Origin of the sequence: Pseudonocardia alni (assembly GCF_002813375.1) — a bacterium.
GTDB lineage: Bacteria > Actinomycetota > Actinomycetes > Mycobacteriales > Pseudonocardiaceae > Pseudonocardia > Pseudonocardia alni.
This window is the reverse complement of the sequence record NZ_PHUJ01000003.1, coordinates 115949-141150: the sequence shown is the minus strand read 5'-3', so window position 1 is coordinate 141150 and position 25202 is coordinate 115949. Positions and strand designations below refer to the sequence as shown.

The 25202-nt window shown below is 74.8% G+C and carries 27 protein-coding genes; 14 read left to right on the top strand and 13 right to left on the bottom strand.

Features of this window, described 5'->3' with window-relative positions:
- Nucleotides 1-10: 10 nt before the first annotated feature.
- The 4 genes from ATL51_RS01980 (at nucleotide 11) to ppk2 (ending at nucleotide 3751) form a co-directional block, all read left to right on the top strand.
- Nucleotides 11-748 carry an SDR family NAD(P)-dependent oxidoreductase gene (locus ATL51_RS01980; protein WP_301548849.1) on the top strand — a complete coding sequence of 246 codons (738 nt, stop codon included), beginning with the start codon at nucleotides 11-13 and terminating at the stop codon, nucleotides 746-748.
- 234 nt (nucleotides 749-982) lie between these two features.
- Nucleotides 983-1891: an ABC transporter substrate-binding protein gene (locus ATL51_RS01975; RefSeq protein WP_100877461.1), complete on the top strand. Its 909-nt coding sequence runs from the start codon at nucleotides 983-985 to the stop codon at nucleotides 1889-1891.
- Nucleotides 1888-2721 carry a siderophore-interacting protein gene (locus ATL51_RS01970; RefSeq protein WP_100877460.1) on the top strand — a complete coding sequence of 278 codons (834 nt, stop codon included), beginning with the start codon at nucleotides 1888-1890 and terminating at the stop codon, nucleotides 2719-2721. The genes ATL51_RS01975 and ATL51_RS01970 overlap by 4 nt, the downstream gene beginning before the upstream one ends.
- A gap of 61 nt (nucleotides 2722-2782) precedes the next feature.
- Complete coding sequence (ppk2, locus tag ATL51_RS01965; RefSeq protein ID WP_100877459.1) at nucleotides 2783-3751, top strand: polyphosphate kinase 2; 969 nt, start codon at nucleotides 2783-2785, stop codon at nucleotides 3749-3751.
- Between the two features lie 16 nt (nucleotides 3752-3767).
- Here ppk2 and ATL51_RS01960 read toward each other — a convergent pair whose 3' ends face one another.
- The 3 genes from ATL51_RS01960 to ATL51_RS01950 form a co-directional block, all read right to left on the bottom strand.
- On the bottom strand, nucleotides 3768-4811 hold the full coding sequence (locus ATL51_RS01960; RefSeq protein WP_100877458.1) for a class I SAM-dependent methyltransferase: 1044 nt from the start codon (nucleotides 4809-4811) through the stop codon (nucleotides 3768-3770).
- A 90-nt stretch (nucleotides 4812-4901) separates the two neighbouring features.
- Nucleotides 4902-5132, bottom strand: coding sequence for a DUF397 domain-containing protein (locus tag ATL51_RS01955; protein ID WP_073574489.1), 231 nt, complete (start codon nucleotides 5130-5132; stop codon nucleotides 4902-4904).
- Between the two features lie 216 nt (nucleotides 5133-5348).
- Complete coding sequence (locus tag ATL51_RS01950) at nucleotides 5349-6242, bottom strand: helix-turn-helix domain-containing protein (RefSeq protein WP_073574488.1); 894 nt, start codon at nucleotides 6240-6242, stop codon at nucleotides 5349-5351.
- A gap of 238 nt (nucleotides 6243-6480) precedes the next feature.
- Between ATL51_RS01950 and ATL51_RS01945 the strand changes: the two genes are divergently transcribed.
- From ATL51_RS01945 to ATL51_RS01925, 5 genes are all read left to right on the top strand, one after another.
- Nucleotides 6481-7305 carry an SAM-dependent methyltransferase gene (locus ATL51_RS01945; RefSeq protein ID WP_073575238.1) on the top strand — a complete coding sequence of 275 codons (825 nt, stop codon included), beginning with the start codon at nucleotides 6481-6483 and terminating at the stop codon, nucleotides 7303-7305.
- A 57-nt stretch (nucleotides 7306-7362) separates the two neighbouring features.
- The gene (locus ATL51_RS01940; RefSeq protein ID WP_100877457.1) at nucleotides 7363-8487 is read left to right on the top strand and encodes a serine hydrolase domain-containing protein; all 1125 of its coding nucleotides are present in this window, start codon (nucleotides 7363-7365) and stop codon (nucleotides 8485-8487) included.
- Between the two features lie 207 nt (nucleotides 8488-8694).
- A complete protein-coding gene (locus ATL51_RS01935) occupies nucleotides 8695-9957 on the top strand; it encodes an FAD-dependent oxidoreductase (protein ID WP_100880412.1) in 1263 nt (420 codons plus the stop codon).
- A gap of 20 nt (nucleotides 9958-9977) precedes the next feature.
- Nucleotides 9978-10478: an Lrp/AsnC family transcriptional regulator gene (locus tag ATL51_RS01930; protein WP_174525508.1), complete on the top strand. Its 501-nt coding sequence runs from the start codon at nucleotides 9978-9980 to the stop codon at nucleotides 10476-10478.
- A gap of 55 nt (nucleotides 10479-10533) precedes the next feature.
- Nucleotides 10534-11604 carry a hypothetical protein gene (locus tag ATL51_RS01925; RefSeq protein WP_157818194.1) on the top strand — a complete coding sequence of 357 codons (1071 nt, stop codon included), beginning with the start codon at nucleotides 10534-10536 and terminating at the stop codon, nucleotides 11602-11604.
- A 13-nt stretch (nucleotides 11605-11617) separates the two neighbouring features.
- Here ATL51_RS01925 and ATL51_RS01920 read toward each other — a convergent pair whose 3' ends face one another.
- A complete protein-coding gene (locus ATL51_RS01920; RefSeq protein ID WP_100877455.1) occupies nucleotides 11618-12772 on the bottom strand; it encodes a DUF3500 domain-containing protein in 1155 nt (384 codons plus the stop codon).
- 87 nt (nucleotides 12773-12859) lie between these two features.
- Between ATL51_RS01920 and ATL51_RS01915 the strand changes: the two genes are divergently transcribed.
- Complete coding sequence (locus ATL51_RS01915) at nucleotides 12860-13177, top strand: putative quinol monooxygenase (RefSeq protein ID WP_073574481.1); 318 nt, start codon at nucleotides 12860-12862, stop codon at nucleotides 13175-13177.
- 2 nt (nucleotides 13178-13179) lie between these two features.
- On the opposite strand, the gene acs is transcribed toward ATL51_RS01915, so the two are convergent.
- Genes acs through ATL51_RS01895 form a run of 4 tightly spaced genes read right to left on the bottom strand, consistent with a single transcriptional unit; the run spans nucleotide 13180 to nucleotide 18067 of the window.
- Complete coding sequence (gene acs, locus ATL51_RS01910) at nucleotides 13180-15078, bottom strand: acetate--CoA ligase (protein WP_073574480.1); 1899 nt, start codon at nucleotides 15076-15078, stop codon at nucleotides 13180-13182.
- 52 nt (nucleotides 15079-15130) lie between these two features.
- A complete protein-coding gene (locus tag ATL51_RS01905) occupies nucleotides 15131-16219 on the bottom strand; it encodes a DUF3500 domain-containing protein (protein ID WP_301548848.1) in 1089 nt (362 codons plus the stop codon).
- Nucleotides 16220-16247: 28 nt separating this feature from the next.
- A complete protein-coding gene (locus tag ATL51_RS01900) occupies nucleotides 16248-16943 on the bottom strand; it encodes a response regulator (protein WP_100877454.1) in 696 nt (231 codons plus the stop codon).
- Nucleotides 16940-18067 (bottom strand): sensor histidine kinase, encoded by a 1128-nt coding sequence (locus ATL51_RS01895; RefSeq protein WP_100877453.1) that lies wholly within the window; start codon nucleotides 18065-18067, stop codon nucleotides 16940-16942. Before ATL51_RS01895 ends, ATL51_RS01900 begins: the two co-directional genes overlap by 4 nt.
- Nucleotides 18068-18270: 203 nt before the next feature.
- On the opposite strand from ATL51_RS01895, the gene ATL51_RS01890 reads away from it, so the two are divergent.
- Complete coding sequence (locus ATL51_RS01890) at nucleotides 18271-18540, top strand: hypothetical protein (protein ID WP_073574478.1); 270 nt, start codon at nucleotides 18271-18273, stop codon at nucleotides 18538-18540.
- 78 nt (nucleotides 18541-18618) lie between these two features.
- Entirely contained in the window at nucleotides 18619-18966 is a 348-nt protein-coding gene (locus tag ATL51_RS01885; RefSeq protein WP_100877452.1) for a hypothetical protein, read from the top strand.
- On the opposite strand, the gene ATL51_RS01880 is transcribed toward ATL51_RS01885, so the two are convergent.
- From ATL51_RS01880 to ATL51_RS01860, 5 genes are read right to left on the bottom strand one after another with little or no spacing between them, the layout of a single operon-like run.
- A complete protein-coding gene (locus tag ATL51_RS01880; RefSeq protein ID WP_100877451.1) occupies nucleotides 18939-19919 on the bottom strand; it encodes a GlxA family transcriptional regulator in 981 nt (326 codons plus the stop codon). The two genes, ATL51_RS01885 and ATL51_RS01880, sit on opposite strands and share 28 nt — an antisense overlap.
- Nucleotides 19906-22257, bottom strand: a complete 2352-nt coding sequence (locus tag ATL51_RS01875) for an ATP-binding cassette domain-containing protein (RefSeq protein WP_100877450.1) — start codon at nucleotides 22255-22257, stop codon at nucleotides 19906-19908. The genes ATL51_RS01880 and ATL51_RS01875 overlap by 14 nt, the downstream gene beginning before the upstream one ends.
- Nucleotides 22258-22281: 24 nt before the next feature.
- Nucleotides 22282-22701, bottom strand: coding sequence for a VOC family protein (locus ATL51_RS01870; RefSeq protein WP_100877449.1), 420 nt, complete (start codon nucleotides 22699-22701; stop codon nucleotides 22282-22284).
- Between the two features lie 5 nt (nucleotides 22702-22706).
- The gene (locus ATL51_RS01865) at nucleotides 22707-23150 is read right to left on the bottom strand and encodes a helix-turn-helix transcriptional regulator (protein ID WP_100877448.1); all 444 of its coding nucleotides are present in this window, start codon (nucleotides 23148-23150) and stop codon (nucleotides 22707-22709) included.
- Nucleotides 23147-23908 carry an alpha/beta fold hydrolase gene (locus ATL51_RS01860; protein ID WP_100877447.1) on the bottom strand — a complete coding sequence of 254 codons (762 nt, stop codon included), beginning with the start codon at nucleotides 23906-23908 and terminating at the stop codon, nucleotides 23147-23149. Before ATL51_RS01860 ends, ATL51_RS01865 begins: the two co-directional genes overlap by 4 nt.
- A 74-nt stretch (nucleotides 23909-23982) precedes the next feature.
- On the opposite strand from ATL51_RS01860, the gene ATL51_RS01855 reads away from it, so the two are divergent.
- Both ATL51_RS01855 and ATL51_RS01850 read left to right on the top strand, forming a co-directional pair.
- Nucleotides 23983-24927 carry an NAD(P)/FAD-dependent oxidoreductase gene (locus ATL51_RS01855; RefSeq protein ID WP_100877446.1) on the top strand — a complete coding sequence of 315 codons (945 nt, stop codon included), beginning with the start codon at nucleotides 23983-23985 and terminating at the stop codon, nucleotides 24925-24927.
- Nucleotides 24928-24936: 9 nt separating this feature from the next.
- A complete protein-coding gene (locus tag ATL51_RS01850) occupies nucleotides 24937-25173 on the top strand; it encodes a zinc ribbon domain-containing protein (protein WP_100877445.1) in 237 nt (78 codons plus the stop codon).
- Nucleotides 25174-25202 lie beyond the last annotated feature (29 nt).

Here is a 25202-nt window from a genome sequence, read left to right as displayed (position 1 = left end):
CGGTCGTGTCGTGCTCGTGACCGGAGGGTCGCGCGGGATCGGGCGGGCGGTCGTCGCCGGGCTGGCGGCGGAGGGCGCGCGGGTCGCGTTCTGCGCCCGCGACGCCGACGGGGTCGCCGCGGCCGAGCAGGAACTGCGCGCCGCGGGTGCCGGCGAGGTGGCCGGGACCGCGGTCGACGTCGCCGACGGCGAGGCCCTCGGCCGCTGGGTCGCCGACAGCGCCGAGCGGTTCGGGGCGGTGGACGCGGTCGTCGCGAACGTGAGCGCGCTGGCGATCGGCCCGGGCGAGCAGAACTGGCGCTCGAGCTTCGAGGTCGACCTGCTGCACACGGTGCGCCTGGTGGAGGCCGCGCTGCCGCACCTGGAGCGCAGCGACGCCGCCTCGGTCACCGCGGTGTCCAGCGTGTCCGGCCGCGAGATCGACTTCGCCGACGGCTCCTACGGCGTCATGAAGGCCGCGCTCGTGCACTACGTCTCCGGCCTGGCGTTCGACCTGGCACCGAAGGGCATCCGGGCCAACGCGGTCTCCCCCGGCAACGTCTACTTCCCCGGCGGGGTGTGGGCGAACGTCGAGCAGCACGACCCCGCGCTGTACGCGCACGCGATGGGGCTCAACCCGACCGGCCGGATGGGCACCCCGGAGGAGACCGCCTACGCGGTGGTCTCGCTGGTCAGCCCGCGGGCAAGCCGGATCAGCGGCACCAACCTGGTGGTCGACGGGGCACTGACCCGCGGGGTGCAGCTCTGACCCCCTCACCCCAGCGCCTCGCGCACCACGCGCTCGGCGGGCGCGGTCCCGGCCACCAGGTCGGACGCCGGCTCGCTCGCGGGCTCCAGCCCTCGCGGACGAACTGCTCGATCATCGCGCCACAGGGCGCCCCGGTGGCGCGGTCGCGGGCGACCGGTTTCCCGTCGAACCGGACACTCCATCCCGAACCGGTCCCGGGTTAGGGTCGCCTCACCTGACCGAAGGAGATCGTCCGTGACGCCGCCCCGGGCCGCGGTGGCCATCGCCGCCCTGCTCACCCTGTTCCTCGCCGCGTGCTCCGCGCCCGGCTCGGGCCCCACCGACGGCGGGGAGACCCGCACGGTCGCCACCGCACGCGGCGAGGTCACGGTCCCGGCCGCGCCGCGGCGGGTCGTCGTGCTGGAGCCGGTGCAGCTCGACACCACCGTCGCCCTCGACGCCCCGCCGGTCGGGGCCGGGGTCCTGTCCGAGGGCACCGGGGTGCCCGCCTACCTCGGCGACGCCGGCGCGCAGGTGGCGGTCGTCGGGACCGTCGCCGAGCCCGACCTGGAGCGGATCGCGGCCCAGCGGCCCGACCTGATCCTGGGCACCGAGTCCCGGCACGCCGCGCTGTACGACCGGCTGACCGCGATCGCGCCGACGGCCTTCATGGCCTCGCAGGCCGATCCGTGGCAGGACAACGTCCGCTTCGTCGGCCGGGCGCTCGGCCGCGAGGCCGACACCGAGCAGCTGCTCATCCGCTACCGGGACCGCTGCGCCGAGGTGGCGCGCACCCACGACACGGCCGGGCGGACCGCGCAGATGATCCGCCCCCGCGACGGTCTGCTCACCCTGTACGGGCCGACGTCGTTCGCGGGCAGCACCCTGGAGTGCGCCGGGTTCACCATCCCGCCCCGGGACTGGGAGAACTCGATCTCGGTGGACCTGTCCCCCGAGCTGGTCCAGCAGGCCCGCGCCGACGAGGTGTTCCTGACCGCGACCGACCCGGCGTCGCCGTCGGCGGTGCCGCCGGCCGTCCAGGCGGTGCGCACGCAGGTCTTCCCGCGGCTGCACCCGGTCGACCAGTCGGTCTGGATCACCGGCGTCGGGCCGCTCGGCGGGCAGAGGGTGCTCGACGACATCGAGCGGACGCTGGACCGGTGAGCCCCCTGTCGGGGTCGCCGAACGTCCTGTTCGCCGCCCGGGTGCTCGCCGTCGGCGTGCCCTCCCCCGGGTTCCGGCGGATCGTGCTGGGCGGTCCGGAGCTGTCGCGGTTCGCCCCGCACGGCCGGGACCAGCGGGTCAAGCTGCTGGTCCCGCCGGACGACGGCTACCCCGCCTCGCTCACCTCCGGCCTGCCGGAACGCGAGTGGCGGGCCCGGCTGCGGCAGCTGCCCGCCGGCACGCGGCCGGTGCTGCGCAGCTACACCCCGGCCGCGGTCCGGCCGGGGCGCGGTGAGGTCGACCTCGATGTGTTCCGCCACTCCCGGCCGGGCCCGGCGAGCGCGTGGGCCGCGGTCGCCCTCCCCGGCGACCCCGTCCTGCTCTCCGGGCCGGACGTGCGGCGCGGCAACCCCGGTCACGGCGTGCAGTGGGACCCGGGCCCCGCCACCGAGGTGCTGATCACCGGGGACGAGACCGCGCTGCCCGCCGTACGCGGCATCCTCGCCGTGCTCCCGCCGCACCACCGGGGCCGGGTGCTGGTCGAGGTCGGCGACCCGGCCGACGCCGTCGGGCTCACCGACGCCCATCCGGGGGTGACGGTGGAGGTCTGCCGGCGGCCCGGGCGCCCGCTGCTCGACGCCGTCGCCGACTGGGCCGACGCCCACGGTGCCGCGGCCGCCCGCCTCGGCGGGCACTTCTACGCCTGGAACGCCACCGAGAGCACGCGGGTGGCGCGGGTGCGGACGCTGCTGCACGAGGCGGGCGTCGCCCCGGACCGGGTCCACGCGCAGGGCTACTGGCACGACCGGCCCCGTCCCGCTGCCCGCTGATCACCCGGCCGTCACCCGGGCGTGGCCCCGCGGCCATGACCGGCGCGCAGCGTTGCCACCCGTGGACGAGACCCCGGTCGAGCCTCAGGCCGACGCCCCCGACCCCCTGATCCCGCACCCCGCCGCGGCCGCCCCCGGGCACTTCCGGGTCGACGACTCCGACGACGACGACCCGACCCTCGTCGGCCCCGAGGGCAGCCCGGTCGACACCTGGCGCCAGGGCTACCCCTACGACGACCGTCTGTCCCGCCTGGAGTACGAGCGCCAGAAGCGGCTGCTGCAGATCGAGCTGCTGAAGCTGCAGAACTGGGTCAAGGACACCGGCAACCGGATCGTCGTGCTGTTCGAGGGCCGCGACGCCGCGGGCAAGGGCGGGACGATCAAGCGGTTCACCGAGCACCTCAACCCCCGCGGCTGCCGGGTGGTGGCGCTGGAGAAGCCGACCGAGCGCGAGGCCGGCCAGTGGTACTTCCAGCGCTACGTGCAACATCTGCCCTCGGCCGGGGAGATCGTGCTGTTCGACCGGTCCTGGTACAACCGGGCCGGCGTCGAGCGGGTCATGGGCTTCACCGACCCCCGCTCCTACATGGAGTTCCTGCGGGCCACCCCGGAGCTGGAGCGGATGCTCGTCCGGTCCGGGGTCCACCTGGTGAAGCTGTGGTTCTCGGTGTCACGCGACGAGCAGCGCACCCGCTTCCTGATCCGTCAGGTCGACCCGGTGCGTAAGTGGAAGCTGTCCCCGATGGACCTCGCCTCACTGGACAAGTGGGAGGCCTACACCGAGGCCAAGGAGGCGATGTTCTTCTACACCGACACCAAGGACGCTCCCTGGACGGTGATCAAGAGCAACGACAAGAAGCGCGCACGGCTCGAGGCGATGCGCCACGTCCTGGGCCTGTTCGACTACCCCGGCAAGGACACCGGGGTGGCGTCCCCGCCGGACCGGCTCATCGTCGGACCCGCCGCGGAGATGTTCGAGCAGGACGAGGGCCCGAACCGCTTCCCGCCGTTGACCGACAAGCACCACTGATCCGCGGGGGCGGCGCTCAGGCGGGCTCGGCCACCAGCGTCATGGTCAGCGAGTGGCCGAGGCCCAGGCCGGGGCCCGCGGCCCGTTCGAGTCCGAGCAGGGTCGCGGCGAGCCGGTCGGCGTCGGCGTCGGCGAGCGGTCCCGCCCCCCGGTACGGCTCCAGGGCGGCGTTCCAGCGGCCGGCGAACCCGCGCAGCCAGGACAGCACCTCCTCCGGTGCGCCTCCGGTCGCGGGGCTGAACCGGAGGTCGTCGGGGTCGACCCGGGACGGGTCGCGGACCAGGTCGTTCACCAGGGTCCGGAAGCGCGGCACCGCCGGGTGGAAGGTGCCGGTGGCGGTGTGCCGTCCGACCAGGACCGACCGGTCGACAGCGGTGCGCGACACCAGCCGCACACCGCTGCCGGCCAGCGCGGCGTCGACGGTGGCGTCGAGTTCGGCGCGGCCGTAGAAGGTCATCGGCTCGGAGATGGCCCCGCCGCCGGCGAAGAAGCTCATCGCGTAGTCCCAGCGCTCGGTGCCCCAGCGAGGCTGCCACTCCACCGAGTACCGGCCGAGGACGTCGACGACGACCGCGGCGCGCCGCCCCCGGGACGCGACGGCCGTCAGCACCGATCCCAGTGCGGCGACGAGCTCGTCGCGGGTGAGGTGGGAGTACGGCACCCCGCAGGACAGGTAGAGGTCGAATGCGCCGTCGGGCAGCGCGTCGCGCACGTCGCCGAGCACGAACGTCGCCGACGGCGAACCGACGGTGTCCCGCGCGGTGGCGACCATCTCCGGATCGACGTCGAGCCCGACGTAGCGCAGCCGGTCCTCCGCGACGATCGGCGCGGCGTCCGGTGCCGGGCGGGTGAGGAGGGCGAACCCGTCGGCGGTGCCGGACCCGACGTCGAGCACGGCGACCGGGGATCCGGGCCGCAGGTGCAGCGCGGCCAGCGCACCCGCGATGACCCGCCGGGTGACCGGCTCCTCGGAGCCGACCTTGACGGGGTCCCGTCGCGACGGGGACAGGTAATGGGCGCTCGCGCCGCGGTAGGACGGGGCCTGCTCGGAACGGCTCACCGTTCCTTCCTACACCGAGAAGATCAATTTCGGCTCACCGCGGGCGGCCGGGGTCGGGCCGGCCGCCCGCGGGAGGTCAGCGGGGACGGCTCAAGCCAGGTCGTCCAGCTCGCCGTTCCTGATCGAGGCCAGGAAGGCGGCCATCTCGGTCGCCGGGAAGGCGAGCACGGTGCCGTGCGGGTCCCGCGAGTTGCGGACGGCCACGGTCCCCCCGGCCACGACGGCGAGCTCGACGCAGTTGCCCTGGTAGCCGCTGCGCACGCTCTTGCGCCACGCCAGCGAATCGATCGCCGCGGGGCCGCTCAGGTGCATCTGTTCCATGCGAATGCTCACCTCATCTGCACGTGCATTCTCCGTTGCGACGACGCTAGCAGGGGGCAAACGGTTCGGTCGTGCAAAACAGGACGGACGCGCCCGGCGGTCGCCCGGCCGCGCCCGAGTGCGCCGCACCGGCCGTGGGCGGTCGGCATCGGACGGTGTCCCCCACTGCCGGGGACACCGGTGCCGTTCGTCGCCCGGGAGCGACGTCGGTGCAGGTCAGCGCTCGGCGCGCAGCTTGCTCAGGGCCTGTTTGGTCTGCTCCGGGCTGAGCGCGTCGACGGTGAGCCGGTCCATCGACCGGCCGTAGCGCTCGACGTCGGCCCGCTTGTCCAGATAGGAGGACCCGGTCATCTCCTCGAGGTAGACCAGGTCGGGCAGCTCGGGCTCGGCGAAGCGCAGCATGGTGAAGGCGTGCTCGGCCCCGTAGCCGGACAGGTCCCAGGGCAGCAGCTGGACGATGACGTTCGGCAGCGACGACAGCTCCACCAGGTGGTCGAGCTGGGCGCGGAAGACCGCCTCCCCGCCGACCGGGCGGTGCAGCACGGCCTCGTCGAGCACGGTCCAGAAGGTCGGGGCGTCCTTGCGGTGCAGCACGCGCTGGCGCCGCAGCCGCACCTCCAGGCGCTTCTCGACGTCGGCCCGCTCGGCGGGCGGCAGATCGGTGTGGCCGCCGCTGACGACCGCGCGGGCGTAGTCCTCGGTCTGCAGCAGGCCGGGGACGAACAGCAGCTCGTAGGACGAGATCCGCGACGCCGAGGCCTCCAGACCCACGAAGTCCTCGAACCAGCCGGGGACGACATCGTTGTACCGGGCCCACCAGCCGCTGGAGTTGCTCTCCTCGGCCATCGACAGGACCTGCTCGCGCTCGGGGCCCTCGGCGACGCCGTACATCGTCAGCAGGTCGGCCACGTCGCGCTGTTTGAACCCGACCTTGCCGGACTCCAGCCTGCTCATCTTCGAGTCCGAGCCGCGGATCGCGTACGCCGCATCGGCCCGGGAGATGCCCGCGCGCTCCCGCAGCCGGCGCAGGTGGGAACCGAGAACGATGCGCCGCGCGGTCGGGCCGCGGTCGGCACCGGGCGGGGTGGGGCTGTTCGGGCTGGGGACCACCGGGACGGGCTCCTGCGGGTTGCGGGGACTGCCGATCGGGTGACCCAGCCTACACAACGGTTCTGCAGGTCGTCAGCGGTCTCGATCACGGGGCACTTCCGGACGGTGACGGTGCGTGCCCGTCGGGCCGGTCCGCTACGGTGGCCGCACCGGTGATCGGCACCACGACGGGGCGCCGTCCGGGCACCGACCGACGACCCGGCGCGACGGCGCCGACGACGCAGTGAGGACTCCGCCGATGGCCCAGCCGACCGAGGGTCGCGCTCCCGCGTACATCGACACGACCAAGGCCAGCATCGCCCGGGTCTACGACTACGCGCTCGGCGGGAAGGACAACTACGACGTCGACCGGGAGACCATCGAACGGGTCCGGCAGGTGGCCCCCGAGGTCAACATGCTCGCGATCGACAACCGGGCGTTCCTGATCCGGGCGGCGCGCTTCGTCGCCACCCAGACCTCCATCACCCAGTACCTGGACTGCGGCTCCGGCCTGCCGACCGCGGAGAACACCCACCAGGTGGTGCAGCGGCTGCAGCCCGAGGCCCGGGTCGCCTACGTCGACAACGACCCGACCGTCATCGCGCACGGCCAGGCGCTGCTGGAGGACAACGAGTTCACCCGCTTCTCCGCCGCGGACATCCGCGAGCCGGAGACGGTGCTGGCCGACCCGACGGTCCAGGGCTTCCTCGACCTGGACCAGCCGCTCGCGCTGTTCCAGATCGGCACCATCCACCACTTCGACGACGCCGTGGACCCGCAGGCGATCATGGCGCGCTACATCGAGCGGCTCGCCCCCGGCAGCGTCGTCGCGATCGCGCACTTCTTCGACCCGGAGAACGCCGACAGCGAGCTGGCCCGGCGGATGGAGCAGGTCTTCGTCCACAGCCCGATGGGCAGCGGCCGGTTCCGCACGCACGCCGAGATCAGCGGCCTGTTCCCCGGGCTCGAGCTGGTCGACCCGGGCATCGTCCCCTGCTACCGGTGGTGGCCCGACGGCCCGCAGCTGCGCACCGAGGACCCGGTGCAGCGCTGCATCGTCGGCGGGGTCGGCATCAAGCGATGAGTTCGCGGGGCCGCTGCGGTCGGAACGGGTGAGACCCACCGACCCCGGGAGGCCCCCGTGCCCGTCCCCCTGGACCGCACTGCCGCGCTCCTGCACGACGCCGTCGACGCCGGGCGCGTCCCGGGGGTGGTCGCCGCCGTCGACGACCCCCGGCACGGCACCACGGTGCACGTCCTCGGCGACGACGGCGCCGGACACCCGCTGCGCCGCGACACGGTCGTGCGGATCGCCTCGATCACCAAGCCGGTCGTCGCGGTCGCGGCGCTCGCACTCGTCGAGGACGGGATGCTGGACCTCGACGGGCCGGTCGCGGCGTGGCTCCCGGAGCTGGCCGCGCCGCGGGTGCTGCGCCACGAGGCGGCCGAGCTCGACGACACCGTCCCCGCGCGCCGGCCGATCACCCTCCACGACCTGCTGACCTACCGCTGCGGGACCGGGATGCTCCCCCGGCCCGGCGCCGATCTGCCCGTGCAGCGCGCCACCGCCGGGCTCGGCAGCGACGGGCCGCCCGGCAGCTACCCGCTGCCCGACCCCGACACCTGGACCGCACGGCTCGCCGCGGTGCCGCTCGTCGCGCAACCGGGATCGCGCTGGCTCTACCAGACCAGCGGCGACCTGCTCGGCGTCCTGCTCGCCCGCCGCTGCGGGACCGACCTGCAGACCGTGCTGGCCGAGCGCGTGTTCACCCCGCTCGGCATGCGCGACACCGGCTTCTCGGTACCCGTCGCCGACCGGGACCGGTTCGTCCCGCTGCTGACCGCCGCACCCGGCGGCTTCACGGTGACCGACCCGGTCGACGGCGCGTGGGCGGCCCCGCCGGTGTTCCCGTCCGGGGGCGGCGGACTGGTCTCCACCCTGGACGACCTGCTCGCGTTCTCCCGGGCCCTGCGCGGGGGCGGCAGCCCGGTCCTGTCCCCCGGCGCCGTCGCCGAGCTGACCACCGACCGGCTGAGCGCCGCGCAGCGGGCCGGCGCCGCCCCGTTCCTCGACGACGGCTGCGGCTGGGGCCTGGGCCTGGGCGTCGAGGACGGCGGCCGCTACGGCTGGGACGGCGGCCTGGGCACCGGGTGGCGCTCCGACCCGTCGACCGGGGTGATCTCGCTGCTGCTGACCCAGGTCGCGTGGGACGGACCCGACGGGCCCGCACTCCTGCACTCCTTCCGCGCTGCGGCGCACTCCTGAGAGAACCCACCACGACCGGACGCTCGAGGTCGTCGTGCTACCGGTGTCGGATCGCGACGCCGATGTCGCCTCCCACCGGCTGCCGGCCCCGGAGTCGGCGCGGGTCCGCTCCGGCGGCCGGGTACACCCGGTCACACCGATTGCGTGACGGTCCCCGGCGGCGCATACTCGTCGTAATTCAACATCAGTTGAAATGAGGTGGGTGTGATGTCGGAGCGGACGACGTGCTGCGTGGTCGGTGGCGGCCCGGCCGGGATGATGCTGGGGCTGCTGCTGGCCCGGGCCGGGGTCGAGGTGACCGTGCTGGAGAAGCACGGCGACTTCCTGCGGGACTTCCGCGGGGACACCGTGCACCCCACCACCCTGGACCTGCTCGACGACCTGGGGCTCGGCGAGCGGTTCGCCGCGCTGCCGCAGAGCCGGGTCGACGAGGTCGTGATCCCCGACGAGCGGGGCGGTGCGCAGCGGATCGGGAACATGTCCCTGCTGCGCCGGGTCGGGGTGCGTCATCCCTACGTCGCACTCGTCCCGCAGTGGGACCTGCTGAACCTGCTGGCCGAGGTCGCCGCCGACGAGCCCGCCTTCCACCTGCGGCTCGACACCCGGGCCACGTCGCCGGTCCGGGAGAACGGTCGGGTCGTCGGCGTCCGGTACGCGACGACGACCGCGCCCGGCGAGGAGACCACCGGCGAGATCCGGGCCGACCTCACCGTCGCCTGCGACGGCAGGCACTCGGTCCTGCGGGCCGGGTCCGGCCTGCCCGTGACCGAGTACGACGTCCCGTTCGACACCTGGTGGTTCCGGCTGCCGCGGCGCCCCGAGGAGCAGCGGGCCACCCTGCGCCCGCGGATCGGGAAGGGACGCTTCGCGGTGGTGATCCCGCGCGAGGGCTACTACCAGATCGGCTACCTCGCCCCCAAGGGCGCCGACGCGCGGCTGCGCGCCGCGGGCGTCGAGGCGTTCCGCGCCGACATCGCCGACCTGATGCCGGAGTACGCCGACCGGGTCGACGAGATCGCGTCGATGGACGAGGTGAAGCACCTCGACGTGAAGCTCAACCGGCTGCGCCGCTGGCACGTCGACGGCCTGCTCTGCATCGGCGACGCCGCGCACGCGATGTCCCCCATCGGCGGCGTCGGGATCAACCTCGCGATCCAGGACGCAGTCGCCGCCGCGACCCTGCTCGCCGCCCCGCTGCAGCGGGGCACCCTCACCGAGCGGGACCTCGGCCGGGTCCGCAACCGCAGACTGCTCCCGACGGTGCTGGTCCAGGGCCTGCAGCGGATCATGCACCGGAACATCGCCGGCCCGGCGCTGGCGGGACGGCTCGACGGCCCCCCGGCTCCGCTGCTGCGGCTGATGCGCGCGGTCCCGGCCGCCCAGATCGTGCCCGCCTACCTGGTGGGCGTGGGCTTCCGGCCGGAGCGGGCCCCGGACTTCGCCCGTCGCGAGCCCGTCCCGGCCGGCTGAGCCGCGGCTAGGCTCGCCGGGTGCTGTCCCTGGACGCCCTCGACGTCGACCTGCTCGCCGCGCTGCGCGACCGGCCGCGGGCCGGGGTGCTGGAGCTCTCGCGCACCCTGCGGGTCGCCCGCGGGACGGTGCAGGCGCGACTGGACCGGCTGGAGCGTGCCGGGGTCGTCACCGGGTACGGCCCGGACGTCGACCTCCCGGCGGCCGGGTACGGCGTGCAGGCGTTCGTGACGCTGGAGATCGCGCAGGGCGAGCTGGGCGACGTCGCCGCCGAGCTCGCCGCGCTGCCCGCGGTCACCGAGGCGTACGCGACGACCGGCTCGTCGGACGTGATGTGCCGGCTGGCGGCGTCGTCGCACGAGGACCTGCAGGACACCCTGCTCGCGCTCGGCCGCTCACCGCTGGTGGCCCGCTCCACCAGCGTGGTGGTGCTGTCCACCCTGGTCGCGCCGCGCTGGCGGCCGCTGCTGGAGCGCGACCACCGCGAGGGCCCGAGCCGGGCGCCCGCCTACCGGGACTGACCGGACACGTAGTTCGACGGTGCCGGCGCCCCGGTCGCCGGGGCACGATCCCCCCGTGTCGAGGACGGTGCTCGTGGTCGTGGTGGTGGCGGCGTTGCTGGTCGGGGCGGTGGGCCTCGCGTGGTGGTACGGCCCGGCCCGCCACGACCGCGTGCGCGAGCTCGCCCGGCAGGCGGCAGAGCGCGAGGCACCGGGAGCGCTGCGCGTGCTGTCGGTACGGGGGCTCGGTGCCGCCGGTGGGTACGAGGTCACGGCCGCGGTCGTCGGCGATCCCGACGCGGTCGCGTCCTTCGCGACCGGCCCCGGTGGCGCCTGTCCACCCGGGTCGCGGTGCGCGCTCTCCGTCGGGCCCGCGGTGGCGCGGGCCCGGGCCGAGGCGGCGGAGCTGCGCAGCCTGACCACGGCGCTCGACGGGTGCGGCGTCGACGTGGCGGGGATCCGCGAGCTGCGGCGGATCGACCGCCCCGGCGGGACGGGACCGGGCATCGACGACGCGGCCGGGCTGGTCGCCGAGCTGACCGTCGTCGCCGGACCGTCGACGGCCACCGACGGTGGCGCGGCACTGCTCGCCCTGCTGGACCGGTGCGCGGTCGAGGCCGCCCGGGCGCGCACCGGCCTGGCGGGGATCGACCCGGACGGGCCGGTCACGTTGTCGGTGCGGGTGCTCGACCCGGCCGACGCCGTCCGGCCCGGGCCGCCCGGTCCCGACCGGCCGCGGGCACTGGTCCTGCGCGAGGCGGCGGAGGCGGCGTCCGCGCGGGTACGGCACCGCACGACGGTGCGCGCGACCCGGCACGGCGTGCACGAGGGCGCGACGCTCGGCTTCGGCCCGGCCGGGGAGACCGGCTACCGGGCGGCCGCCGAACGGGCGGCCGCCGCGCATCTCCGGGCGACGGGCGTCCCGGCCGCCGACACCCCGGCGCTGCACGCGTTCCGCCAGTACCTGCCGGGCTCGACCGACCGGGTCCGCGCCTACGTGTCGTTCCGCTCCCCCGGGCGCACCTCGCCGGGCGACGACCGGGTGGTCGCGGTCGACGTCGGCACGGACGGCTCCGATCCGGTGGCGCTGCGGGTGCTCGACGCCCCGCAGCCGTGGCGGCTCCCGTTCGAGCCGGGCCTGCGGTGACGCGGCGGCCGGATCAGCCGAGGTGGTGGGCTGCCCGGTGCGCGCCGAGCACGTCCAGGCCGAAGTCCGTCGACGGGTCGCGCCACACCGAGTGGGCGTGGTTGGCGTCGCGCTGGGTGTTGTCCCACTCGATGAGCAGTCGCGGGCCCTGCACCCGGTAGTAGTTCGGGGCGCCGTCCTCCAGCGGCCCCGCCCAGGCGAGGTGCACGGCGTCGAGCTCGGTGTCGTCGTCGTAGCGGGAGATCGGCTGCAGCGGCTCGGCGACCCGCTTCAGGTAGGTGCCCAGCAACGCGCGCAGCATCTCGCGGCCCCCGGCGTCCAGGTCGGACGCCGGCACGCCGGCCGGGGTGCGCGACAGCGCGACGGTCTCCTTCTGCGCGTCGGTGAACGCGGCCCGCTCCTCGATGGCCTCGCTCATGTCGTCGAGCTTGCACTGCTGCTCGGGGTCGGCGAAGGACTCGGTGCGCCAGATCCCGGCCAGCGGGATCCAGTTGTCGCCCTCCTGCGGCTCGGTGCGGTTCGCGGCGACGAGGTCCGGCGGGGCCTTGTCCAGCAGCACCGCGCGGTCGCGCAGCTCGGTGGGCAGCGAGCGGACGAGGTCGCGGGCGAGGTCCTCGACCCGGCCGAGCGGGCGGAGCACGGCGTCGCCGAGCAGCTCGGAGGTGGCAGGGTCGGCGCCCAGGAAGCACGGGGTCGAGGCGACCACGACGCCGTCGACGACGAGGATGTTGACCGACACGTGGTGCCCGCCGAAGCGCCAGCCCCAGGTGCCGGTGTTCCCCGGCTCACCGAAGACGCGCAGGTGGTACATCTGCGGGTCCCGGCCGCGGGTCCGGTCGAACAGCGTCACGAAGCCCTCGGTGTGGTCGAGGACGTTCTCCAGCCCCATCACGGTCGCGACGGTGACGTAGGCGGCCCGCGACAGCCCGGACGCGACCAGCTTCATGGCCGCGCGCTGCTGCGGCGGGAGCTGGTCGTGGAAGGTGAGCCCACCGTGGTCGGTGGGGGTGTAGAACCAGCGGCGGCGCTCGGCGTCGGCGTCGCCGTCACCGGTCGGGGCGTGCCCGACGGCGACCTCCCGCTGCGCCGGGTCGAGGGTGTCCAGCCAGGCCGACGCGGCCCCGGCCATCGCGTCCGCCGTCTCCCGGGTGTCCGCCGCACCGATCATTCTGCCGACGGTAGCGACTGCGGGCAGACTCCACCGGGCGAGATGCGCCATACTCGTTGTGCACAACCAATCGAGCCGGAGGCAACGATGCCCACTCCCACCGACGACAACCGCGACCTGCTCACCGTGATCGCCCGGATGCGGGCGAAGCCGGGCAAGGAGGAGGAGCTGAAGGCGGAGCTCGAGAAGCTGATCGAGCCGACGTCGAAGGAGGACGGCTACGTCAACTACGACCTCCACCAGGGCTGGGACGACCCCGCGGTGTTCTTCTTCTACGAGAACTGGGAGTCCGAGGCGAAGCTCGACGCGCACCTGCAGACCCCGCACCTGGTGCACTTCGTCGGGATCATGGGCGACCTGCTCGACGGCGAGCTCGTGATCCAGAAGCTGCGCCGCATCGCCTGAGCTCAGCCCTGCCGGTACCCGGCCGCCAGCTCCGCGAAGGCGGCCGGGTCCACCAGCGACGTCGTGTCGCCGGGCTCCCGCCCGGCGGTCACGTCGAGCAGCAGCCGTCGCATGATCTTGCCCGAGCGGGTCTTCGGCAGCTCCGCGACGAGCACGACCTCACGGGGCCGGGCGACCGGCCCCATCTCGCGCGCCACGTGTGCCCGCAGCTGGTCGGCGAGGCCCTCGGTCGGGCCGTCGGTGACCGTCACGAACGCGACGACGGCCTGCCCGGTCGTCGCGTCCGGTGCCCCGACCACGCCCGCCTCGGCGACCCGCGGGTGCGACACCAGCGCCGACTCCAGCTCGATCGAGCCGAGCCGGTGCCCGGACACGTTCATGACGTCGTCGATCCGGCCCTGCAGCGTCACGTACCCGTGCTCGTCGACGACGGCGCCGTCGCCCGCCTTGTACCAGCCCTGCTCGGCGTAGTCGGCGAAGTACGACGCGCGGAACCGCTCCGGGTCGCCCCACACGGTCCGTGCCATCGACGGCCACGGCCGGTCGATCACCAGGATGCCGCCCTCGCCGGGGTCGCAGGTCCGCCCGTCGCGGTCGACCACCCGCACCGAGAGCCCCGGTAGCGGCCGGGTCGCCGAGCCCGGGACCAGCGACGTCACCCCGGGCAGCGGCGCGCAGATCGCCGCGCCGGTCTCGGACTGCCACCAGGTGTCGACGATCGGGCAGCGGCCGCCGCCGATCTCGGTGTGGAACCAGCGCCACGCCTCGGGGTTGATCGCCTCGCCGACCGTGCCGAGCAGCCGCAGCGACGACAGGTCGTGTGCCGCGGGCACCTGCGGGCCCCACTTCATGTACGTCCGGACCAGGGTGGGCGCGGTGTAGTACACGGTGACGCCGTACCGCGCGATGATCTCGAAGTGCCGGCCGGGCTCGGGGGTGTCCGGGGTGCCCTCGTAGATCACCTGCGTGACGCCGTTGGACAGCGGGCCGTAGACCTCGTAGGTGTGCGCGGTGACCCAGGCGAGGTCGGCGGTGCACCAGTAGACGTCGTCGGGCTTGTGGTCGAAACAGGCCCACGCCGTCCACGACGCCTGGGTGAGGTAGCCGCCCATGGTGTGCAGCAGACCCTTGGGGGTCCCGGTGGTGCCGGAGGTGTAGACGAGCATGAGCGGGCTCTCGGCGGGGTGCGCCTGCGCCTCGTGGACCTCGGGTGCGGTGTCGACGACGTCGTGCCACCACACGTCGCGGCCGGGGGTCCAGTCGACCTCCGAGCCGGTCCGCCGGATGACCAGCACGTGCTCCAGCGAGTCCACCCCGGACGCGGCCTCGTCGGCGTTGACCTTGACCGGGACGGCCTTCCCGCGCCGGTACTGGCCGTCGGTGGTGACGAGCAGCTTCGCCGACCCGTCGGTGAGCCGGAACCGCAGTGCCGAGGCGGAGAACCCGCCGAAGACCAGCGAGTGGACCGCCCCGATCCGGGCGCAGGCGAGCATCACGACGACGGTCTCGACCAGCACCGGCAGGTACACGACGACGACGTCGCCGCGCCCCACCCCGAGCGCGGTGAGCGCATGCGCGCAGCGGGCGACCTCGCGCTGCAGGTCGGCGTAGGTGACGGTGCGCCGGTCCCCCGGCTCGCCCTCCCAGTGCAGGGCGACCTTCTCCCCGGCACCGGCCTCGACGTGCCGGTCGACGCAGTTGCGCGCGACGTTCAGCGTGCCGTCGGCGAACCAGGTGACCTCGGGCCAGCGGCTGCCGTCGTAGCCCTGCGCGGGGGCGCGGTCCCACTCCAGGCGCCGGGCCTGCGCGCACCAGAACGCCTCCGGGTCGGCGGCGGCCTCGTCGTAGGCCGCAGCGGTGACGTTGGCGTGCGCGGCGAGCTCGGGCGGGGGCGGGTACATGCCCCGATCCTCGCCGCCGGATCCCCCGCGGCGCAGGTCGTCGTGAGGGGACTCACCGGTGGGCGAAGGCCCGGTGGTGGTCGTCGAGCAGGTCCACGCCGAAGTCGTTCTCCGGGTCGCGCCACACCGAGTGGGCGTGGTCCGCGCCGTCCTGGGTGTTGTCCCACTCCAGCAGCAGCCGCGGCCCCTGCAGCCGGTGGTAGTGCGGCTCCCCCGCCTCCAGCGACCCTGCCCAGGCCAGGTGCACCTCGTCGAGGGCGGCGTCGTCGTCGTACCGGGCCGCGGGTGAGACCCCGGCCGGTGCCCGGTCCAGGTAGGCCGAGAGCAGGCGGCGCAGCAGGTCGCGGCCACGGTCCTCGAGCGCGCTCGCCGGGACACCGCGCGGCGCGCCGGTGAGCGCGACGGCCTCGGTGCCCTCGACCGGGTCCACCGGCCCGGGCGGGCTCTCCCGCCGGATCGCCGAGGTCGGCAGCGGCCGGTCGCCCGGCGCGACCAGCGGCCGGTTCGCCGTCACCAGGTCCGGCGGCGCCCCGGCGGACAGGACCGCGACCCCGGCGAGCTCGGGCGGGAGCCCGCGGACGATCTCCCGGGCCAGGTCCTCGGTCGGCCCGAGCGGGCGCGCGACACCCCCGCCGAGCAGCGGCGTCGTCGCCGGGTTCGCGCCGAGGAAGCAGGGCGTGGCCGCGGCCACCCGCCCGTCGACGACGAGTGCGTTCACCGACACGTGGTGCCCGCCGAAGCGCCAGCCCCAGGTGGGCGCGCCCGGGTCACCGAAGACCCGCAGGTGGTAGAGCGCCGGGTCCCGGAACCGCTCCCGGTGCGGCCGGGTGGGCCAGTCCTGCGCCCGGTCCAGGACGTTCTCCAGCCCCATGACCGTCGCCACGGTGGCGTAGCCGGCCTCGGACAGACCGGACGCGACCAGCCGCATCGCGCGCTGCTGCTGGACCGGGGTCTGCGCGTGCAGCGTCAGCCCGCCGTGGTCGGTGGGGGTGTAGAACCAGCGACGACGCTCGGCGTCGGACCGGGAGTCGCCGGACGGGCCGTCGCCGCGGGCGGTCGCGAGCCGGTCGTCGTCCAGGGTGTCCAGCCAGGCCGCGGCCGCGTCCGCCATCGCCGCGGCGACCGTCTCGCTCGTCGTCACACCGGCCACGCTAGTCCGCCCGGGCGGGTCAGTCCGTCGCGTCGCGGACGAGCAGTGCGATCTGCACCCGGTTGTCCAGGCCCAGCTCGCGCAGCAGCCGGGACACGTAGGACTTCACCGTCGCCACCGACATGTGCAGCTCGGCGGCGATGTCGGCGTTGGAGCCGCCGCGGGCGACGGCCTCGGCGACGTCGCGCTCGCGGTCGGCGAGCCGGTCGAGCCGGGCCCGGGCGGCGCGCCTGCGGTCGACCGGCCCGGCGCCGTCGCCGCGGACGATGCCGATCAGCCGCCGGGTGATCGCCGGGGACAGCACGGCGTCGCCGTCGGCGGCGGCACGGACGGCCTCCACGATCCCCTCGGGCGCGGCGTCCTTGAGCAGGAACCCGCTCGCCCCGGCGCGCAGCGCCCGCACGACGTGCTCGTCGGCGTCGAACGTGGTCAGCACGACGACGGTCGGGGCGTCGGGCCGCGAGGTCACCTCCCGGGTCGCGGCGACGCCGTCGACGCGGCGCATCCTCAGGTCCATCAGCACCACGTGCGGCCGACCCGCGGCGACGGCGGCGGGCACCTCGTCACCGTCACCGGCGTCGCCGACCACCTGGATGCGCCGTACCGGTCCGGTGCCGTCGCCGGGCAGCGCGTGCCCGTCGAGCATCACCCGCAGCCCGGAGCGGACGAGCGGGTCGTCGTCGACGAGCAGCACCCGGATCGCGGTCGCGGTCATCCCGTCTCCTCCCGCCACGGCAGCACCGCGCGCAGCAGGTGCCCCGACGGCGTCGGGCCGTGGGTCAGCGTCCCGCCGGCGAGGGTCTCGACGCGCTCGCGCAGCCCGACCAGGCCGGTCCCGGCACCCTCGGGAGTCGGACCGGCCGCGGACGGCCCGGAGGTGACGGTGACGGTGAGGTCCCGGCCGGGCCGCCCGTCGAGGGCGACCTCGACCCGGGCCCCGGGTGCGTGCCGGGCGGCGTTGGTCAGGCCCTCGCGCACCACCCGGTGCACGACGCCGGCCAGCGGGCGCCCCGGCGGGGACACCGTCAACAGCGCCGTCGACCGGAGGCGGACGTCCGCGCCGACGGCGCGGGCCTCGGCGACGAGCTCCTCGACCGCACCGAGGTCGTCGACCTCGTCGGGTACGTCGCCGGTGGGCTCGTGCAGCACCTGGACGATCGTGCGCAGGTCCTCCATCGCGCGGTGGGTGGTCTCGCGCAGCACCCGCGCGGTCTCGCGGACGGTGCGGGCGGGCAGGTCCCCGCGCAGCGCGAGCGCCCCGGCGTGCACCGACAGCAACGACAGCCGGTGTCCGAGCCGGTCGTGCATCTCCCCGGCGATCCTCCGCCGCTCGTCGGCGCGGGCCTGCTCCTCGCGCACCGCGCGCTCGGCCTCGGCGCGGGCGAGCCGCTCGCGCAGGTCGTCGACCATCGCGCGGCGGATCCCGGTCAGCAGGCCCGCGGTCACCGAGATGGCCTGGAACGCGACGGCCCCGCCGAGCAGCACGAGCACCGTCGGCCCGTCGGGGACGTTGCGGTACAGCGTGACCGCGGCGGTCCCGACCGCCAGGGCCAGCACCGGCAGCGTCTCGACCGCGCGGCGCCGGGTCGCGATCACGAACACCCCGACCAGCGGCAGGTAGGTGGCGACGGGCGAGACGAGCGGGCCGAGTACGGCCAGCACCGCGAACACCCGCGGCGACCGGTAGCGCACCGCGATCGAGCCGATCATCGCGAGCCCGACGACGAGCAGCGTCCACTGCAGCACCCCGGCGGTGGCCTGCGTCTCGGCGACGGTGAGCCCGGCGGTGAACACCGCGACCACCAGCACGGCGGAGATCACGGCGGGGCGGACCGGCACACGTCGACCATAGGGGGCGGACCGGCGCCGTCCAGCAGGTCTCCGCTCGAACGGGACGGCCACCGGTCCCCTCCCGTCTCCCGACCCCCCGGGATCGACCGTCAGACTGCCGGGCGGCGCGACGGTGGCGCACCCGCCGAAGGTCGTGCGCAGCGCGACCGAAGTCGCCGGGCCGCGTCACCCGGAATGAGTACGATTCGGACATGCCGGAACCGCACAGCCACCGCGAGAGCGGGCAGCACGTCATCGAGCACGCGCTCGACCTCCTCGAGGCGGCCGACAAGGCGCAGGACTACCCCCAGGCGACCGACGGCCACACCGCCGCCACCGCCTACGCGGTGAGCGCGCTGTACCAGGAGATGCGCCACGGCGACGACCAGCTCGCGGTGCTGATCTCCGCGGTGCAGGAGCAGACCGCGGTGCTGCGCGAGATCCGGGACGCGTTGGGGAACGGGGCACGCACCGGGGGCTGACCCCGGATGGCCCGATCCGTTCGCGAGGTGGCCCGCGGGCCACTCCCGCTCCGGCCGGACCCGGCCGAGCATCGGGGCATGTCCTCTCCGACCTTCCCCTGTGCCGCCGTCGTCGTCGCGGTCGGCGCGCTGCTCGTCGTCGTGAACGTCCCGCCGACCGCCGCGCTGGTCGTCGGTGCGGTGGCCGTCGCCGTCGCGGTCGGGGCGGCCCGGCTCGTGGGGCCGCTCGCGCTGACCGTGCCGCCGCGGACGGTCGCGGTGCGGGCCGCCGCGGTCGCCGTCGCGCTCCTCGGCGGGCCGCTCGTCGCGGCGGCCGCCCTGGGGCCCGGCGCGGTGCCGCTGGTCGCCGCGGTCGTCGCCGCGGCGCTGCTCGCCGCTCCCCTGCTCGTCCGGCGGGCTCAGCCGCCGCGGAAGGTACGCCGGTAGTGCAGTGGGGGCACGCCGAGCTCGCGGCACACGTGGCGGCGCAGCGCCGTCGCCGTGCCGAACCCGACCTCGTCGGCGATCCGGCCGACCGGGAGGTCGGTGGTCTCGAGCAGCTCCCGGGCCCGCTCAACGCGCCGGCGCAGCAGCCACCCGAGCGGGCTCTGCCCGGTCTCCTCCCGGAACCGGCGGGTCAGTGTCCGCACGCCGACGTGCAGCGATGCGGCCAGCTCGGCCAGCGTCCAGGGCCGGGCGAGGTCGGCGAGCATCCGCTCGCGGGCCGCGGCGGTGCCGGTGCCGGGTCCGTCGTCCGCGACCGGCCGGGCGATGTACTGCGCCTGGCCGCCCTCCCGGTAGGGCGGGACCACGGTCCGGCGGGCGACGTCGTTGGCGACGGCGGCGCCGAAATCGCGCCGGACCAGGTAGAGGCACAGGTCGATGCCCGACGCCTCGCCAGCCGCGGTGAGCACCTCGCCCTCGTCGACGTAGAGCACCGCGGGGTCCAGGTCGACCCGCGGGAACCGGCATCGGAACGCCTCCGCGGACAGCCAGTGCGTGGTGGCGCGACGACCGTCGAGCAGCCCGGCCTCCGCCAGCGGGAACGCGGCCGTGCAGATCGACGCCAGCCGGGTGCCGGGACGCAGCGACGCCAGGGCCGTGCCGAGACCGGGGTCGGCGACGACCGACGGCTCGTGGTCGTCCTGCGTCGCGAGCACGACCACGGTGGCGGCTCGGGCCAGCAGCTCCGGCCCGTGCTCGACCACGACGCGGAAGTCCGCGTCGGTCGGCACCGTCCCGGGGTGCAGAGCGCAGGTGCGCACCCGGTAGAGCGGCTCCCCGTCGGCCGACCGGGCACCGCCGAGGATCTGGTGCACCAGGCCGAGCTCCATCGGCCGCACCCCGGGGCGGACCAGCACCGCGACCTCGTGCCGTGGGTCGTCCTCAGGCGCCGACATAGGCCGCCAGGTGCTCTCCCGTCAGCGTCGACCGGTCCGCGACGAGCTCGGCGGGCGTCCCCTCGAAGGCGACCGCGCCGCCGTCGTGCCCGGCACCGGGGCCCAGGTCGATGATCCGGTCCGCGTGGGCCATCACGGCCTGGTGGTGCTCGATGACGATCACCGAGCGGCCGCCGTCGACGATCCGGTCGAGCAGCGCGAGGAGCTGCTCGACGTCGGCCAGATGCAGCCCGGTCGTCGGCTCGTCGAGGACGAACGTCCCGCCGGACTCCCCCAGGTGCACCGCCAGCTTGAGCCGCTGGCGCTCGCCGCCGGACAGGGTGGTCAGCGGCTGGCCCAGGGTGAGGTAGCCGAGCCCGACGTCGGCGAGGCGCTCCAGGATCCTGTGCGCGGCCGGGGTGCGGGCCTCGCCCGCCCCGAGGAACTTCTCCGCCTCGGCCACCGGCATGGCGAGGACCTCGCTGATGTCGCGTCCGCCGAAGGTGTAGCCGAGCACCGAGGCATCGAAGCGGCGGCCGTCGCAGACGTCGCAGGTGGTGGCGACGCCGGCCATCATCGCCAGGTCGGTGTAGACGACGCCGGCGCCGTTGCAGTTCGGGCAGGCGCCCTCGCTGTTGGCGCTGAACAGGGCCGGCTTGACGCCGTTGGCCTTGGCGAAGGCCTTGCGGATCGGTTCGAGCAGCCCGGTGTAGGTGGCGGGGTTGCTGCGCCGCGACCCCTTGATCGCCCCCTGGTCGACGACGACCACGCCGTCGCGCCCGGCGATCGAGCCGTGGATCAGCGAGCTCTTGCCCGACCCGGCCACCCCGGTGACGACGGTGAGCACCCCGAGCGGGACGTCGACGTCGACTCCGCGCAGGTTGTGCCGGTCCGCCCCGCGGATCTCCAGGTACCCGCTCGGGGTCCGCACCGACGGCTTGAGCGACGCCCGGTACTCCAGGTGCCGGCCGGTCAGCGTGCCCGACCCCCGCAGCCCGTCGAGGTCGCCGGTGTAGACGACGTGCCCGCCGTCGGCGCCCGCCCGCGGCCCCAGGTCGACGACGTGGTCGGCGATCGCGATCGTCTCCGGCTTGTGCTCGACGACGAGCACGGTGTTGCCCTTGTCGCGCAGGCGCAGCAGCAGGTCGTTCATGCGGGCGATGTCGTGCGGGTGCAGGCCGATGGTCGGCTCGTCGAAGACGTAGGTGACGTCGGTCAGCGACGACCCCAAGTGCTTGATCATCTTGGTGCGCTGGGCCTCGCCGCCGGACAGCGACCCGGACGGCCGGTCCAGGGACAGGTAGCCGAGCCCGATCTCGACGAACGAGTCGAGTGTGTGGCGCAGCGAGCCGAGCAAGGGCGCGACCGAGGGCTCGTCGAGCTGCCGGACCCAGTCGGCGAGGTCGGAGATCTGCATCGCGCAGGCGTCGGCGATGGAGATGCCCCGGATCGTCGAGGAGCGGGCGAGCTCGGACAGCCGCGTCCCGTCGCAGTCCGGGCAGCGCTGGAACACGATGGCCCGGTCGACGAACGCCCGGATGTGCGGCTGCATCGCCTCCCGCTCCTTGGCCAGGAACGACTTCTGGATCCGCGGGATCAGCCCCTCGAAGGTGACGTTGATGCCGTCGACCTTGATCCGGGTGGGCTCCTTGTAGAGCAGTGCGTTCAGCTGGGGCTTCGTGAAGCTGCTGATCGGCTTGTCGCCGGGGAAGAAGCCGGAGTTGGCGAAGATCCGGCCGTACCAGCCGTCGACGGAGTAGTTCGGGATCGTCAGGGCGCCCTCGACGATCGACTTCGACTCGTCGTACAGGGCCGTGAGGTCGACGTCGGACACCGAGCCGCGGCCCTCGCACCGCGGGCAGGCACCGCCGACGATCTCGAACTCGCGGCGCTCCTTGACCTGCTGGCCGTTCTTGCGGACGGTCACCGCGCCGGAGCCGCTGATCGTCGCGACGTTGAACGAGAACGCCTTCGCCGGGCCGGCGTAGGGCTTCCCGAGCCGGCTGAACAGGATCCGCAGCAGCGCCCCGACGTCGGTGGCGGTGCCGACGGTGGAGCGCACGTCCCCGCCCATGCGCTCCTGGTCGACGATGATCGCGGTGGTGAGGCCGTCGAGGACGTCGACGTCGGGGCGGCCGAGGTTCGGCATGAAGCCCTGGACGAACGCGCTGTAGGTCTCGTTGATCATCCGCTGGGACTCGGCGGCGATCGTCGAGAACACCAGGGAGCTCTTGCCCGAGCCGGACACCCCGGTGAACACCGTGAGCCGCCGCTTGGGCAGCTCGACGGAGATGTCGCGCAGGTTGTTCTCGCGCGCACCGTGCACGCGGATGAGGTCGTGGCTGTCGGCTGCGTGCATGGTGGATCCCCCGTCCGGCCCGTCTCAGGGCCGCTGCTGGATGCGGACCATCGTGCCCGCGGGGTCGCGGAAGGCACAGTCGCGCACCCCGTACGGCTGGTCGACCGGTTCCTGGACGACCTCGGCCCCGCTCGCCTGGAGCCTGTCGAACGCGGCGTCGAGGTCGTTACTGGCGAGCAGCACGGCGGTGTAGGTGCCCTTGGCCATCATCTCGGTGATGGTGCGGCGCTCGTCGTCGGTGACGCCGGGGTCCACCGCGGGCGGGGCGAGGACGATCGAGACGTCGGGCTGGTCGGGCGGGCCGACGGTGAGCCAGCGCATGGTGCCCTGGCCGACGTCGAGGCGGACCTCGAAGCCCAGGCCGTCGCGGTAGAAGGCGAGGGATGCCTCGGGGTCGGTGTGCGGGAGGAATCCGGCGTGGATGGTGATGGCGGGTCCGGTCATGACGCTCACGCTAGGGAGGTCGCGGGTCCCGGTGCTTCTCGATTCCTGACCGGTCGGGTGACCTGTTTGGCGACGCACGCCGGGAGCCCCTGTGTGCCGTCCCGGGCGGCGCGCTTGTACGCCGACGGCGGCATCCCGACGAGCTCGCTGAAGCGGGTGCTGAACGTGCCGAGCGAGGAGCAGCCGACGGCGAAGCAGACCTCGGTGACGGTGAGGTCGCCGCGTCGCAGCAGCGCCATGGCACGTTCGATCCGCCGGGTCATGAGGTAGCTGTAGGGCGACTCGCCGTAGGCCCTGCGGAACGCCCGCGACAGGTGCCCGGCCGACACGTGCTCGGCGCGGGCGAGCTCGGCGACGTCGAGCGGACGCGCGTACTCGCGGTCGATCCGGTCCCGGACCCGGCGGAGCCGGACGAGCTCGCGCAGGTGCCCGTCGTCGCGGTCGCTCACCCGAGGAACTCCCGCAGCAGCGCCGCCACCTCGGCCGGGCGTTCCAGGTAGACCATGTGGCCCGCGTCGACGGGGGCGACGGTCAGGTCCGCCCCGAGCGCGTCGCGGCAGGCGGCGAGCCAGTCGTCGGAGACGTAGTCGGCCCGGCCGGCGGGGACGACCAGCGTCGGCAGACCCGCCGGTGGGACGACCGCCGGGCGCGCCATCTCCGCCCACGCGGCCACCAGGGACGCCTGGCTCAGGCGCCAGCGCCAGGCGCCGTCGCGCTGTTCGAGGTGCTCGTCCACCTCGGCGTCGACGAGCACGCCGGGGACGTCGGCCCAGCTCTCGGCCTTGGCCGCGCGGGCGGCGTCGCGGGTCGGGAACGTGACGTCGGCGCGGGTGTCCTCGGACGCGTCGAGCATGTCCTGCGGGTCCAGCCCGAGTGCGGGGTCGAGCAGCGCGAGCCGGTCGACGCGGTCGGGAACGGTGCGCGCGAGGTGCGTGGCGACGGCGCCGCCGAAGGAGTGCCCGACGACGGCGGCGCGCCCGACCCCCTCGGCGTCCAGCACCTCCACCAGGTCGGCGACGTGGCGTTCCAGGTTCCACGGCGGCGCCCACGGCGACCGCCCGTGCCCGCGGACGTCGACGGCGATCCAGCGCAGCCGGGGCAGCGCCGCGAACAGCGGCCGCCAGCGCAGACCGTGGCCGGTCACGCCATGGACCGCGAGGACCGGCGGCCCGGCGGGGTCGCCGGCGTGGTGCACGTACAGGGACATGCACCCATTCTGCACGTTTGCCGTTTCAGCAAGGAAACTTGCCGTTGCGTGCGGCTGCTCGTCAGGCTGGGGACATGGACACAGCACAGCGCCACGACGTCGTCGTGATCGGCGGCGGCCCGGCCGGACTCAACGGGGCCATGATGCTCGCCCGCTCCCTGCGGTCGGTGGTCGTCGTCGACTCCGGCTCGCCCCGCAACGCCCCGGCCGCCGCCGCGCACGGCCTGTTCGCCCGCGACGGCGTCGCCCCGGCCGAGCTGCTCGCGACCGGCCGTGAGGAGGTCCGCCGCTACGGCGGCACGCTCGTCGACGGTGAGGTCGTCGGCGCCCGCCGCACCGGCGACGGCTTCACCGTGACCCTCGCCGACGGCACCACCCTCGACGCCCGGCGGCTGCTCGTCACGACCGGGCTGGTCGACGTGCTGCCCGACGTGCCGGGACTCGCGCAGGGGTGGGGCGCCGACGTCGTCCACTGTCCCTACTGCCACGGCTACGAGGTGCGCGACCGCCCGATCGCGGTGCTCGGGACCGCCCCCGGCTCCGCGCACCAGGCGCTGCTGTTCCGGCAGCTCAGTGCGGACGTGGTCTACGTGTCGCACTCGACGGGGCCGACCGCGGAGCAGCGGGAACGCTTCGCCGCGCTCGGCATCGCCGTCGTCGACGGGCCGGTGAGCGAGGTCGTGCGGTCCGGCGGCGCCATCACCGGGCTGGTCACGCCGACCGGCGTGCTGGCGCGCGAGGTCGTCGCGGTGGCGCCCCGGATGGAGGCCCGCGCCGGCTTCCTCGCCGAGCTGGGCCTGGTCCCAGCCGAGCACCCGAGCGGGATGGGGCAGCACCTCGTCGCCGACGCGACGGGCCGCAGCACGGTCGAGGGCGTGTGGGTCGCGGGCAACATCACCGACCTGAGCGCGCAGGTGGGGGCCGCGGCGGCCGCGGGGGCGTTCGCGGGGGCCGCGATCAACGCCGACCTCGTCGAGGCCGGGGCGCTCGCCGCGCTGCGGGAGGTGGCACACCTCTAACCTGGGGGTGTGCTGGTCATCTTCGGGCTGTCCCGCAAGGAGCGCCCGCTGGGCCTGGTCGCGCTGGGCTGCGGGACCTGCGGTCACGCAGGTCCGCAGCCCGCGGTGCACCGCAGGACCCGGTTCACGCTGTTCTTCGTGCCGGTGCTGCCGCTGCGCAGCCGCTACGAGATGCGGTGTCCCGTGTGCGGGGCGGGGCGGACCCTGTCCCGCGACGACGCCCGCCGGTACGGCGCGCGGGTCTGAGGAGCGGCCGGGCGGACCTCGGGCCGTCC

Coding starts and splice junctions, on each gene's coding strand:
- ATL51_RS01955 (WP_073574489.1), bottom strand. CDS start 5,132: ATGGAACAGATGCACCTGAGCGGCCCCGCGGCGATCGATTCGCTGGCG.
- ATL51_RS01945 (WP_073575238.1), top strand. CDS start 6,481: ATGGCCCAGCCGACCGAGGGTCGCGCTCCCGCGTACATCGACACGACC.
- ATL51_RS01935 (WP_100880412.1), top strand. CDS start 8,695: ATGTCGGAGCGGACGACGTGCTGCGTGGTCGGTGGCGGCCCGGCCGGG.
- ATL51_RS01920 (WP_100877455.1), bottom strand. CDS start 12,772: ATGATCGGTGCGGCGGACACCCGGGAGACGGCGGACGCGATGGCCGGG.
- ATL51_RS01915 (WP_073574481.1), top strand. CDS start 12,860: ATGCCCACTCCCACCGACGACAACCGCGACCTGCTCACCGTGATCGCC.
- acs (WP_073574480.1), bottom strand. CDS start 15,078: ATGTACCCGCCCCCGCCCGAGCTCGCCGCGCACGCCAACGTCACCGCT.
- ATL51_RS01900 (WP_100877454.1), bottom strand. CDS start 16,943: ATGACCGCGACCGCGATCCGGGTGCTGCTCGTCGACGACGACCCGCTC.
- ATL51_RS01890 (WP_073574478.1), top strand. CDS start 18,271: ATGCCGGAACCGCACAGCCACCGCGAGAGCGGGCAGCACGTCATCGAG.
- ATL51_RS01885 (WP_100877452.1), top strand. CDS start 18,619: ATGTCCTCTCCGACCTTCCCCTGTGCCGCCGTCGTCGTCGCGGTCGGC.
- ATL51_RS01880 (WP_100877451.1), bottom strand. CDS start 19,919: ATGTCGGCGCCTGAGGACGACCCACGGCACGAGGTCGCGGTGCTGGTC.
- ATL51_RS01875 (WP_100877450.1), bottom strand. CDS start 22,257: ATGCACGCAGCCGACAGCCACGACCTCATCCGCGTGCACGGTGCGCGC.
- ATL51_RS01870 (WP_100877449.1), bottom strand. CDS start 22,701: ATGACCGGACCCGCCATCACCATCCACGCCGGATTCCTCCCGCACACC.
- ATL51_RS01860 (WP_100877447.1), bottom strand. CDS start 23,908: ATGTCCCTGTACGTGCACCACGCCGGCGACCCCGCCGGGCCGCCGGTC.
- ATL51_RS01855 (WP_100877446.1), top strand. CDS start 23,983: ATGGACACAGCACAGCGCCACGACGTCGTCGTGATCGGCGGCGGCCCG.